Genomic DNA, 12,038 nt, shown 5'->3' on the forward strand with positions numbered 1-12,038 from the left:
CCGTCACCCGTTACATTACAAGCCGTACCAAAGCTATCCATCGCTATATAAAGTGCAATCATTAGTCCTTGTTGCGCCTCATTAAAACCAAGAATACTGTTCAGCACCCCCAAAGCAGCCATAATAGCCCCTCCCGGTACCCCAGGAGCAGCAATCATCACCACTCCCAGCATCATTATAAAACCAGCAAACAGCGAAAAGTCATAAGGCATTCCTTGAAGCATCATCAGGGCAAGCGCACAAGCCGTAATCTTCATCGTACTGCCCGAAAGGTGAATCGTAGCACAAAGCGGAATCACAAATCCCGCTATCCGTTGTGAAATGCCTAATTTCAGTGCCTGCCTCAACGTTACAGGAATGGTAGCAGCCGACGATTGTGTACCCAAAGCCGTCGCATAAGCCGGTAGCATCGTAGCCAGTGCCTTAAACGGATTCTTCCCTGCAATACTTCCCGCAATCAGGTATTGGATAATGAGCAAAGCAATGTGCATCACAAAAAGAACCAAAATCAGTTTGAAGAACACCTTCATAATTGCCATTACCTGTCCGTTAAAGGTAATTTCAGCAAAAATACACATAATATAAATAGGCAATATCGGTATAATAGCCCTAACGATAAGCCATTTCACAATATCGCCAAACTCTTTAATCACCTCTGTAAGTTTCGATTCTTCTCTAAACGACAACCCAATCCCGATGATAAAAGAAAACAGCAAAGCACTCATCACATCAGCCAAAGGAGGCATCTCAATGGTAAAATAAGGAGGCAAACTCTTTCCTTTATCTACAATGGAGCCCAATTGTTCCCCCTGCAATAGCGAAGGAAAAAGAGATTCGCCCACCAAGTAAGTAGAAAAACCCGAGAAAAGCGTAAAAGCATACGCAATTCCTATGGTAATAAGCAGTAACCTACCTGCATTTTTACCCAAATCACTAATCGAAGGCATAATAAGCCCTATCAAAATCAGCGGTATTGCAAACTTTAAAAAGTTGCTAAACAACACCTGAAAAGTAATAAGAATGCGGTACAACCATTCAGGTGCATAATAGCCCAACGCTATCCCAAACAGGATACCACAAACCACCTTAAACAAAAGATTATTAAAAATATTTTTCATTTTCTAGATATTAAAATTATGCTTAAAATAAATCTACTACAACTATCAGCCAGTGTAGCTCAAAAGCCCGTACGACTCACACTGCCTGTCGTGCTACGACTTCTGCAGATACTCCCATTTCTTTTGTAGAAAATAATCGGCATATTCACTGTAATCACTCGTTTCATAAAAAGAAAGCAAAGCCTTACGGTACGTATTGATATCCTCTAAGCGAGTCGTATGAATCGGTACGATATCGTCATTCATCAGCACAATACTCTCAACCAAGCGCGAAGTGCGCTTATTGCCGTCAACAAAAGGTTGCAAGCGCGCAATATTGCAATGCAAAAACACCGCTTTCTCTAAAGGATTTTCTATTTCAGCCTGTTCCTCCATTATCTGGTCTAAGGCTTTTTCAATAAGGTGCTCCTCAGTAGGAGGTGTATAATCCGTTCCAGTAATCCGCACAGCGCGTTTGCGGATAATACCCCTCTCGCGGTTATCTATCAAATCAGCAATCAAGCGAGAGTGTAGCTCAAAAAGCAATCGTTTGTTAATCTCTTCGGTATTCCCTTTTTTGATATACTCTACTTCCGAAATAAAAGTGTTGTAAAGATTTTTGAGCATTTTAGCCTCTTCATAGCGCTTGGGTGAAGTAATACCATCTTTCAAGAGCGTTTCCGTCTCCACAAAAGTATAAGTATTGCCTTCTATCTTCCCAGAGTAAAACGACCATATCACCGCCAAGTCTTGTATTTCCGAAGAATATAACTCACTTAGGGGTGAAAAATGGTTATGTTCCAAAATACGAGCTGCCAACGCTTGCTGTTCTGTTGTAAAGATGTGTTTCATTAAACTTTTAGGTTTTACGTGGCAAATGTACGATATTTTGCCTTCTTTCAGCAAAAGAACTCGTGAAATTCACTAAAAAGAAGAAAGTATAAAACCTATATGTATTGATAATCAATATTATAAATAAGTACAATTAAATATTTTTCTAAAAAGAATTGCGAATATTTTTTTACAGAAAAATATAAAGATAACTTATCAATTTACCAATTTTGAAGACTATGTAATGATTTGAAAAAAAATCTAAAAATATTAAAGAATAATTGAAAAGAATAAAAGATGTAGCTTGTCTCACTTAACGAAATAAACAATTTAAAGCTTCTATCTGCTCTTCAAAAACCTCTTTGCTCAGTAATTTTTGTTTGTACAAATATCCTAAAAAACTAATTCCTTGGTTCAAAATCTTTACCGCCTGTAAAGACTCTCCCATATGCTGATACATACAAGCCAAATTCTCACACGAAAAAGTGTATATTTCTACAAACGGAATCTTTAGCTTTTCACATCTATCAGCGTGAGTTGCTAATACTTCTGCCCTATAAAAAGCCTCTCGACTATGCGAAAGCGCTTCCATATACGCCTCTTGCATAAATTCTTCTGTTGAAAGATCCATAAGCTCCTGCCAGTAACTCTCGATATGACACATACAGTAATCACTCATAATATTTTAATTTTAAAAGATATAACCATTGAAAGCGCAAAGGTAAAAATATTTTTTAGATAAGCCTAAAAATATATGATTAATTTTTTATTAGAGTGTTTACAAACACTCTAATAAAAATATTATTTGTTAGTTAATAATTGACAATCAGCAAATTTTAAAATAAGAAACAAAAAAAATCTTCACTTTTATTTGCCTTTTTTAAAAAAGTCCCTACATTTGCACAATATTTAGGTTTCTGCTCATAGGTCTCATATTTCAGACCTCAGCTTCTAAAACCATAACACCTACAACCTATGGCTTAATGCCTGTGGTCTAAACAACTAAAAATAAAAAAGAATGTTACAAAAAGGAAAAGTAGCACAAGTAATTGGACCTGTGGTCGATGTAGAGTTCGCTTCTGATAATGAACTCCCACGCATTTATGATTCCTTAGAAATCACAAGACCCGACGGTACCAAACTCATATTAGAAGTACAATCGCATATAGGCGAAGACGTGGTGCGCGCCATTTCTATGGACTCCACCGAAGGACTTAGCCGCGACACCGAAGTGATTGCCACAGGCAGTCCTATCAAAATGCCCGTAGGGCACGATATCTACGGTCGCCTCTTCAACGTAATTGGCGACGGGGTCGACGGACTTGGCAACCTGCCCAAAGACGGCGACAACGGTTTGCCTATCCACCGCGAAGCTCCCAAATTCGAAGAACTCTCCACCACTACCGAAGTACTCTTCACTGGTATCAAAGTCATCGACCTTATCGAACCTTATGCCAAAGGAGGTAAAATCGGTCTCTTTGGCGGTGCTGGTGTAGGTAAAACAGTGCTCATTCAAGAATTGATTAATAACATCGCCAAAGGACACGGCGGTCTATCAGTATTCGCTGGGGTAGGAGAACGTACTCGTGAAGGAAACGACCTGCTACGCGAGATGCTCGAATCGGGCATTATCAAATATGGCGAAGGTTTTATGGAATCGATGGAAAAAGGCGGTTGGGATTTGAGTAAAGTAGACCGCAAGGCACTTAAAGAATCAAAAGCTACCTTCGTATTTGGGCAAATGAACGAACCTCCTGGAGCACGTGCGCGTGTAGCCCTCTCAGGGCTCACCATTGCCGAGTACTTCCGCGATGGCGCTGGCGAAGGTCACGGTAAAGACGTGCTTTTCTTCGTCGATAATATCTTCCGTTTCACCCAAGCAGGTTCTGAGGTGTCCGCCCTTTTAGGTCGTATGCCATCAGCGGTGGGTTATCAACCTACGTTAGCTACCGAAATGGGAGCGATGCAAGAGCGCATCACCTCTACCAAGCACGGTTCTATCACCTCAGTACAAGCGGTATATGTACCTGCCGACGACCTTACTGACCCCGCTCCGGCAACTACCTTTGCCCACCTCGATGCGACCACCGTATTATCGCGTAAAATCGCCGAGCTCGGTATCTACCCTGCGGTAGACCCTCTCGACTCTACTTCGCGTATCCTTACCCCCGAAATCTTGGGTAAAGAGCACTACGAGTGCGCACAACGCGTAAAAGAGCTCTTACAACGTTACAAACAATTGCAAGACATTATCGCTATCCTCGGTATGGAAGAGCTTTCAGAAGACGATAAAGTAGCCGTTGCTCGTGCACGTCGCGTACAGCGTTTCTTATCACAGCCTTTCCACGTAGCAGAGCAGTTTACAGGCTTACCAGGAGCTTATGTAGATATCAAAGACACTATCAAAGGCTTTAATATGATTCTCGACGGCGAACTCGACCACCTTCCAGAAGCTGCCTTCAACCTTAAAGGCACCATCGAAGAAGTAATCGAAGCTGGTGAAAAAATGCTTGCCGAAGCACAAGCTAGTTAATAAGAAAATTAGCTAATGTTAAATAACAACAAAAAAGCCCGTATGGCTCGCACTTATGTTAGTAGAAATATTTACTCCTGAAGCCCTTTTGTTTAAAGGTAAAGTAACCTCGGTGAAGGTGCCTGGGGCTAAAGGACCATTTGTAATATTAGAACACCACGCCCCTATTATCTCATTGCTTACGGCAGGCGAGGTAAAGCTCTTTGAGGGCAAAAAAGAACTGCAACATTTCACTATTACAGGAGGTACCTTGGAGTGCAACCAAAACAAAGTAGTGATTTTAGCAGACTAAAAGAAAGTTTTTTTTATTTCATCGTAATTAAAAAATTAAATGTAAATAACCGACTCTTGTAAAAGCAGTCGGTTATTTGTTTTTTGCTTTTCTGAAAAGAATGTTATATCTTTGCATTGTCAAATCTATAATCAAATACACTTATTAAAAATAATAAATATAACACAACTTTCTTGTCTCTTAACTAAGTATTTTTATGAGCCCACAAGGGGTAAAATGATTGATAAACAAATAAACCCTATGGAATCACAGTTTCTTATATACCAAAATCAAGAAGGGAATATCAAGATAGATGTACGCTTCCAAGATGAAACGATATGGCTTTCATTAGACCAAATGGCTACTCTTTTTAGCCGTGACAAATCTACTATATCACGACATATTAAAAACATTTTTGAAGAAGGGGAACTATACAGAAACTCAGTTGTTGCAAATTTTGCAACAACTGCCACCGATGGTAAAAACTATCAGGTAGAATATTACAATCTCGATGTGATCATCTCAGTAGGTTATCGAGTAAAATCACAACAAGCCCATAGAGAAATCTGCTCAAGAGTATGAAAAATACCAAACTAAGCAACGCCAAATAGAACGTGAAAACAGCCTTAAAGAATTAGAGGACGACCTGAAACAATTAACAAATTAACCCTTTTCTTCCTTAATCTAAAAAACAGTGATTTCAAAAAACACTATCGACAAAGTATACGACCAAATGCGGGTGGAGGAAGTCATCGGCGACTTCGTCCAACTCAAGCGTGCAGGCTCTAATTACAAAGGTCTGAGTCCGTTCTCCAATGAGCGGACACCCAGCTTTATGGTCTCACCCGTAAAGCAAATATGGAAAGACTTCAGTAGTGGCAAAGGCGGGAATGCTATTGCTTTCCTAATGGAGCACGAGCACTTCACCTACCCCGAAGCTATTCGCTATTTGGCTAAAAAATACCATATCGACATTGAGGAAACTCAGCAATCTACCGAAGAAAAAGCACAAGCCGATGAGCGCGAGAGTCTCTATATTGTCTCAGAATACGCCCAACAATATTTTCAGGATACCCTCTTTAATACCGAAGCCGGTAAGGCTATCGGTATGACCTATTTCAAAGAGCGTGGTTTTACTGAGGAAACCATCCAAAAATTCCGCTTAGGCTTCTCCCCTGATGAGTGGACTGCCTTCACCGATACCGCCCTTGCCAAAGGCTACCAGTTGGAGTTCTTAGAAAAAACGGGGCTCACCATCGTCAATGGCGACCGTAAGTTCGACCGCTTCAAAGGGCGCGTAATGTTCCCCATTCACTCTATGAGCGGACGCGTATTGGGCTTCGGAGGGCGCATCCTCACCAACGACAAGAAACAAGCCAAATACCTCAACTCTCCCGAAAGTGAGATTTACCATAAAAGCAAAGTGCTCTATGGCATCTTCTTCGCCAAACAAGCCATCGCCAAAGCTGATAACTGCTATCTGGTTGAAGGCTATACCGATGTGATTCAAATGCATCAAAAGGGTATCGAAAATGTAGTAGCATCAAGCGGAACAGCACTTACGCAAGACCAAATCCGCCTCATTCACCGTCTCACACCCAACATCACGGTGCTGTACGACGGTGATGCCGCTGGTTTACGTGCTTCCATTCGTGGGGTAGACCTCATCTTGGAACAGGGTATGAATGTGAAGGTCTGTACCTTCCCCGAGGGAGACGACCCCGATAGCTTTGCTCGCAAAACTGCCTACGAAGACCTCGTGCTATACCTCGAAAACAACGCCACCGATTTCATTCGCTTCAAAGCCTCCCTCCTAATGCAAGAGGCGCAGAACGACCCTATCAAAAAAGCCGAAACCATACGCGATATGGTAGAGAGTATCTCTAAAATCCCCGACCTTATCAAGCGGGAAGTATATGTGCGCGAGTGCGCTACCATTATGGACATCTCGGAACAGGTGCTCTTCTCTACTTTGGCGCAAATTCTCAAAAAGGACTTTTATGAAGGACAAAAAGTAGAGCGCAAGCAATCTACTATGCAAGTGGTACAAACGCCAGAAGAGGCTCAAAAACGCACGATAAACCGTTTGGAGGTGTTAGAGCACGATTTAATAAAGATTCTTCTTTCCAAAGGGAATGAAGACTGTGTTTTCACCGATACTATTCTGGTAGAAGAAGAAAACGGCGACCTCAAAGAAAAACAAATACAGCAAACCCTCAAAGTTTACGAGAAAGTATTCCTTGAACTTCAAGAAGACGAAATAGAATTCGCTAACCCCGATTTCAAGCAGATATATGACCAACTAATGACAATGTTCCAAGAAGATGCTTCCTATGATGTGAGTAGGCTTGCAAACGAACTTCCTGTGGAACTCAGTGCTAAGGTATCCGATTTGGAAATGGAAGACGAGTTTAGACATTTAGACAATTGGTTGAAACGAGATATTGTGGCAAAGGAGAAAGACAGAGACCTCAATAGAATTATCTCGGATATCATTCTAAATATTCGTTTGCTGTTAATAATGCATCTCATCAACAATTTAGCAGAGAAAGTACGTACTGAAATAACAGATGAAGAACGCAAAAGTGTTATGGAGGAGGTGATAGGTTATAACCAACTAAAAACAATATTAGGCAAGCGCTTGAATGTGATAGTAAATTATTAAATCTTCGCCTTTTTGCCATTCTTCATTATTTTTGTACTTTTGCACTTTCTAACGAACAAGAATTCTTTGCTTTTGCTTGCAAGAAAGATTTTCTTTTAGAAGAAAACAGCAAGTAATGCTAAAAGCAATTCGTGCTAACAGTCTGACAAGCCCTATAACTAACCTCCTAAGAACTAACGTCTAAAATATATATGAAGCCCATTGAACGAGCGGCAAAACTCTTTGCCGATATCAACGAACTGCTGATTTCCAGCGGTGCCAATACCCGAAGGGTAGAACGCAATGTAGAACGTATCTCTAATGCCCTCAACTACTATTGCGAAAACTTCTATTCACACGCTGCTATCGTACTTACCGTGCAGGATAAAACTACAGGCGAAAAAGAAACTATCGTGCGTTCCATTCCTCATCACGGGGTGAACTTCAGCGCCATTTCCGATATCAGTATCCTATCGTGGGAGGCAATTGAAAAGAAACTCCCCATCGAGGAAATTGAAGAACAAGTCGCTACTATCAAGGCACGCCCGCATTATAATATGTATGTAATGTGGTTTTTCGTAGCCGTTGCTGGAGGTTCTCTCGCCTACGTGTTTGGCGGTAAAGATGCGAGCTATGCCGAGTTTAGTATGTCGTTTCTTGCTACTTTCTTAGGTTTAGCAGGCAGACGTATTTTACAGTTGCGCAAGTTTAACGTGTATATTTGTTGGGGCTGGGCAGCTTTCGTATCCGTAGCTGTGATGAGTATCTTCCGCTTGCTTGGCGTGCAGGACTATCACAATGCCTTAGCCGCTTGTGTGCTGTGGTTAGTGCCTGGGGTACCTCTTATCAATGGATTTATCGATATACTTTCGGGTTGTATTGTGGCAGGGGTAGCTAAGCTCACCCATTCGGCTATCTTGGTGTTTATGATTTCATTAGGTTTTTATTTAGCTTTACTTCTTTTTGGTTATGAACTTCTTTGATGTATTTTTAGAATTAGCCGAACGCATCTTTTGGTCGATGTGGATTTCTATCGGCTTTGCTTTATTGTTCAATACTCCCCGTCGTGCTTTGTGGATTACAGGCTTACTTGGCGGAGTGGGTTGGGGTATAAAGTTTATGCTTTTAGGCACTGTGATGCCCGAGCAAATCGTGATTACCTCCTTCTTAGGCGCTTGTGCTGTGGGTCTTTTGGCGGTATACTTTGCTCACCGAGTACATACACCTCCTATAGTTTTCACCATTCCTGCCGTCATCAATATGATTCCTGGTAAATTCGGTTATGAGTTTATGATGAATATTATCAAGATTGTAACCGTACAAACACCAGAAGACGAAACCTTAGATTTGCTTTTCAAAACCTTTAAACTCGGTTTACAAACTGGTTTTATTACAATGTGTTTAGCCTTTGGAGTGATTGCGCCTATGCTACTGTTCAACACCTACTCAGTGAAGGATAAAGACCTAAACGACATCATCAAGCGTCGCCTCTTGCGCAAGAAAGCCGAAGGCGAATTACCAAAGGAAGAAGTGGAGAATGAACCGGTATAGTCAATTAACAACTGGTAATTAAAAATGGAAAACATATTACAAAACATCACCTTAATACAACAGCGCATCGCCAATGCCTGTGCAAAGGTAGGTCGCAAGCCGGAGGAAGTAAAACTCCTCTTGGCTACTAAAACGGTAACTCCTGAGCGCATCAAAGTAGCATTAAATGCAGGATATACGCTCATCGCCGAAAACAAAGTGCAAGAGCTCAAAGAGAAGTATGAAGCGCTGAAAGATACCCCACATACCAATCATTTTATAGGTCATTTACAAACGAATAAGATAAAAGATATTTTGCGTTACGAGGTGAGTTGTGTAGAATCGGTAGACCGCCTCGATTTAGCCCAAAAACTCCACAATCGCCTCGCCAGTGAAGGTAAGGAACTCGACATCTTTATTCAGGTGAATACCTCTAACGAAGAAAGCAAGTTTGGTGCCGACCCCTCTGAGGTGCTCAATCTTGTAAAGCAAGTGGCTACAATGCCTACCCTACATATCAAAGGACTGATGACTATCGGACTGTTTAGTGCCGAAACCGAAAAGGTGCGCGCCTGCTTTAAACTCCTTAAACATCTCCAACAAGAGATTATTGCTCTCAACCTCCCTAATGTAGACCCCCGAGAACTCTCAATGGGAATGAGTGGCGACCTCGAAACCGCTATTGAAGAAGGTGCCACCATCGTGCGGGTTGGTACTGCTATTTTTGGTCAGCGCATCTACCCCGATAGCTACTATTGGAATGAAAAATAGTCGTTAGCCGTTAATGATTATTCTTTAAGCCTTTAGCTATCGGTATCGAACACATTCGAATAGTCTGACTCGTTCGTATCAAAACTTTGGCAAAGTTTCAACTGTCCTTCGTGCTACGACCCTCCCTCCATTTTCTAATTTTTCTTCCTCTTTTTCTTATTCCACTGGCGTGAGCTTTTAACTCGTGTCCCTATTTATTAATTTCTTAATTTTCTGATTTTTAACTTCTAACACCTAACATCTAATATATTTCATAAATAAACCTTAAAAAAGTTTTCGTTTTTGTTGTGTTTTATATTTTCTTTATTTACTTTTGCCCCACTATTTACCAAATACAGTAGTTAATAGGAGAAATAAGTAATTTCTAACAACTAATTTCTATCTCCTATTCCCTATTTTCTAAAATAATAAATAACTAAAAATAATGGAACACCAAAATCAACAAAACAAAAGTTACGCATTACCCATTGCAATGATGTTCGCCTTATTCTTTATGATATCATTCGTAACGGGCTTACAAAACCCTTTCGGGGTAATTGTAAAAAACCAATTTATGGCAAGCAACCTCGAATCACAATTGGGGAACTTAGCCAACTTTATCGCTTATGCCTTTATGGGGATTCCAGCAGGGCTAATGCTACAACGCATCGGTTATAAGAAAACAGCCTTAACAGCTATTGCCGTAGGCTTCGTTGGCGTTTGTATTACTTTCCTTTCAGGTAATATGGGTAGCTTTGGAGTATACCTCACTGGGGCATTTATCTCAGGCTTCTCTATGTGTATGCTGAACGTGGTAGTAAACCCAATGCTCAACACCCTCGGTGGTGGTGGCAAACGCGGTAACCAACTCTTGCAATTCGGAGGGGCTATCAACTCTATTGGGGCAACTATCGTGCCCGTATTAGTAGGGTACCTCATCGGTACTATCAGCGCCGGTACTTCTATTGCCGATGCCAATCCTGCCCTCTTCTTAGCAATGGGTATCTTCGCTTTGGCATTTATTGTACTTGCCCTAATGCAAATACCCGAACCTCACGCAGCGGTAAAACAAAAAGATGTAACCGATAAACACAGTCCACTATCTTTCCGTCACTTTATATTAGGAGCGATAGCTATCTTCCTTTACGTAGGGATTGAAGTAGGAATTCCCAACATCGCAAACCTTTTTATGACCAGTAGTCCAGAAATGAACGGCTTAGCAATAGATACCACTATTGCGGGTTCAGTAGTAGGTACCTATTGGTTCCTGATGTTCATCGGTCGTCTTACCGGAGGTTCATTAGGAGCGAAGTTTTCAAGCAAAGGAATGCTTACTTTTGTATCTTCCTTAGGAATTCTTTTTGTTATCTTAGCTATATTAATACCCGAAACACAAATGGTAAATATGCCTGTGTTCAAATCTGATATTTCTTTTGGGTTAGCCGAAGTGCCAATAAGCATAATGTTCCTCATTCTTTGTGGCTTGTGTACCTCAGTAATGTGGGGAGGCATTTTTAACCTCGCTACCGAAGGTTTGGGTAAATATACAGCCGCTGCCTCAGGTATCTTTATGGCGATGGTGTGTGGTGGTGGTATTTTGCCAGCTATCCAAGGTTGGGCTGCCGATGCTTTTGGTTATATCCAAAGTTACTGGGTAATTGTATTAGCATTGCTATTCCTCTTGTATTATGCCCTCGTAGGTAGTAAAAATGTAAATACCGATATCAACGTAGATTAATAATCATATTTCCCTAAGTTAGAAGAAAGACTGCTCCCACTTTTAGTGGGGCAGTCTTTCCTATTTTCTCTCCTAAAATTTCTTCAAGCTTCTCTCATACAGCAAATTTTCCCTTCGTTCTATCTTCACTCAAAGCCCGTCATTCGCAATTTGCCATTGATTGAGTATTATTGACATTTTTAATATTGTGGCGTTAAATACGTTTTGTCTTTCCCTGTCACAATACTTTGCCAAAGTTTTAAATTGCCTATGTGGCTCGCACCTTTGGCAAAGTTATTCTGCATCTCGTGTTACGACCTCCCATTACCTTCTTCATTCGTCATTCACCCCTCGTCATTTCTTTCCTTCTCCGTCATCACATTCCCCTTCGAAGATAGCCAGCGACAGCTGGGTATGTGCACCGCGATAGCGGAGTATGTGAGAAGGGGGAGGTTTGTCTCCTTTTCCAGCTTGTCCCCCTTCGGGGGGTTCGGGGGCTTACCAAATAAGTAACTCACTACATTCCCCCTCATTGAGGAAGTCCGCGAGAGCGGAGTATGTGAATAGGAGGATAACATCCACCTATTGCCTATGACCTAAGACCTCATACTTCCCCATTTACTAATTTTTTAATTTGCTAATTTCCTAATTATCCATTCTCTTTT

Annotated in this window: 10 protein-coding genes and 1 pseudogene; 8 read left to right on the forward strand and 3 right to left on the reverse strand. The window is 41.2% G+C overall.

Annotation, left to right across the window (positions count from 1 at the left end; translation table 11 throughout):
* The 3 genes from HMPREF9078_RS02365 to HMPREF9078_RS02375 form a co-directional block, all read right to left on the reverse strand.
* The coding region (locus HMPREF9078_RS02365; protein ID WP_009419124.1) for a dicarboxylate/amino acid:cation symporter at window positions 1–1,118 on the reverse strand (1,118 nt) is incomplete at its 3' end.
* 93 nt (window positions 1,119–1,211) lie between these two features.
* The gene (locus HMPREF9078_RS02370) at window positions 1,212–1,949 is read right to left on the reverse strand and encodes a Fic family protein (RefSeq protein WP_009419125.1); all 738 of its coding nucleotides are present in this window, start codon (window positions 1,947–1,949) and stop codon (window positions 1,212–1,214) included.
* A 292-nt stretch (window positions 1,950–2,241) separates the two neighbouring features.
* Window positions 2,242–2,607, reverse strand: a complete 366-nt coding sequence (locus tag HMPREF9078_RS02375) for a hypothetical protein (protein ID WP_016478335.1) — start codon at window positions 2,605–2,607, stop codon at window positions 2,242–2,244.
* 339 nt (window positions 2,608–2,946) lie between these two features.
* On the opposite strand from HMPREF9078_RS02375, the gene atpD reads away from it, so the two are divergent.
* The 8 genes and pseudogenes from atpD to HMPREF9078_RS02415 all read left to right on the forward strand — a co-directional run bounded on the left by atpD (window position 2,947) and on the right by HMPREF9078_RS02415 (window position 11,394).
* Window positions 2,947–4,461: a F0F1 ATP synthase subunit beta gene (atpD, locus tag HMPREF9078_RS02380; protein WP_002674457.1), complete on the forward strand. Its 1,515-nt coding sequence runs from the start codon at window positions 2,947–2,949 to the stop codon at window positions 4,459–4,461.
* Between the two features lie 55 nt (window positions 4,462–4,516).
* On the forward strand, window positions 4,517–4,753 hold the full coding sequence (gene atpC, locus HMPREF9078_RS02385; protein ID WP_009419126.1) for an ATP synthase F1 subunit epsilon: 237 nt from the start codon (window positions 4,517–4,519) through the stop codon (window positions 4,751–4,753).
* Window positions 4,754–4,969: 216 nt separating this feature from the next.
* Window positions 4,970–5,284, forward strand: a pseudogene (gene rhuM, locus HMPREF9078_RS02390) (RhuM family protein); the annotation flags it as partial.
* Between the two features lie 142 nt (window positions 5,285–5,426).
* Window positions 5,427–7,397, forward strand: coding sequence for a DNA primase (gene dnaG, locus HMPREF9078_RS02395; RefSeq protein WP_009419128.1), 1,971 nt, complete (start codon window positions 5,427–5,429; stop codon window positions 7,395–7,397).
* A 191-nt stretch (window positions 7,398–7,588) separates the two neighbouring features.
* Window positions 7,589–8,359, forward strand: coding sequence for a threonine/serine exporter ThrE family protein (locus HMPREF9078_RS02400; RefSeq protein ID WP_009419129.1), 771 nt, complete (start codon window positions 7,589–7,591; stop codon window positions 8,357–8,359).
* A complete protein-coding gene (locus tag HMPREF9078_RS02405; protein WP_009419130.1) occupies window positions 8,346–8,927 on the forward strand; it encodes a threonine/serine exporter family protein in 582 nt (193 codons plus the stop codon). Before HMPREF9078_RS02400 ends, HMPREF9078_RS02405 begins: the two co-directional genes overlap by 14 nt.
* A 24-nt stretch (window positions 8,928–8,951) precedes the next feature.
* Window positions 8,952–9,677 (forward strand): YggS family pyridoxal phosphate-dependent enzyme, encoded by a 726-nt coding sequence (locus tag HMPREF9078_RS02410; protein WP_009419131.1) that lies wholly within the window; start codon window positions 8,952–8,954, stop codon window positions 9,675–9,677.
* A 424-nt stretch (window positions 9,678–10,101) separates the two neighbouring features.
* Window positions 10,102–11,394, forward strand: coding sequence for an MFS transporter (locus HMPREF9078_RS02415; RefSeq protein ID WP_009411503.1), 1,293 nt, complete (start codon window positions 10,102–10,104; stop codon window positions 11,392–11,394).
* The last annotated feature ends 644 nt before the right edge of the window (window positions 11,395–12,038 follow it).

This window comes from Capnocytophaga sp. oral taxon 380 str. F0488, assembly GCF_000318255.2.
In the GTDB taxonomy this organism is placed as follows: Bacteria; Bacteroidota; Bacteroidia; order Flavobacteriales; family Flavobacteriaceae; genus Capnocytophaga; species Capnocytophaga ochracea.

Excerpts from the sequence above, each read along its gene's own strand:
- atpC (WP_009419126.1), top strand. The coding sequence starts at position 4,517 with ATGTTAGTAGAAATATTTACTCCTGAAGCCCTTTTGTTTAAAGGTAAA.
- HMPREF9078_RS02405 (WP_009419130.1), top strand. The coding sequence starts at position 8,346 with ATGAACTTCTTTGATGTATTTTTAGAATTAGCCGAACGCATCTTTTGG.
- atpD (WP_002674457.1), top strand. The coding sequence starts at position 2,947 with ATGTTACAAAAAGGAAAAGTAGCACAAGTAATTGGACCTGTGGTCGAT.
- HMPREF9078_RS02370 (WP_009419125.1), bottom strand. The coding sequence starts at position 1,949 with ATGAAACACATCTTTACAACAGAACAGCAAGCGTTGGCAGCTCGTATT.
- HMPREF9078_RS02415 (WP_009411503.1), top strand. The coding sequence starts at position 10,102 with ATGGAACACCAAAATCAACAAAACAAAAGTTACGCATTACCCATTGCA.
- HMPREF9078_RS02410 (WP_009419131.1), top strand. The coding sequence starts at position 8,952 with ATGGAAAACATATTACAAAACATCACCTTAATACAACAGCGCATCGCC.
- HMPREF9078_RS02375 (WP_016478335.1), bottom strand. The coding sequence starts at position 2,607 with ATGAGTGATTACTGTATGTGTCATATCGAGAGTTACTGGCAGGAGCTT.
- HMPREF9078_RS02400 (WP_009419129.1), top strand. The coding sequence starts at position 7,589 with ATGAAGCCCATTGAACGAGCGGCAAAACTCTTTGCCGATATCAACGAA.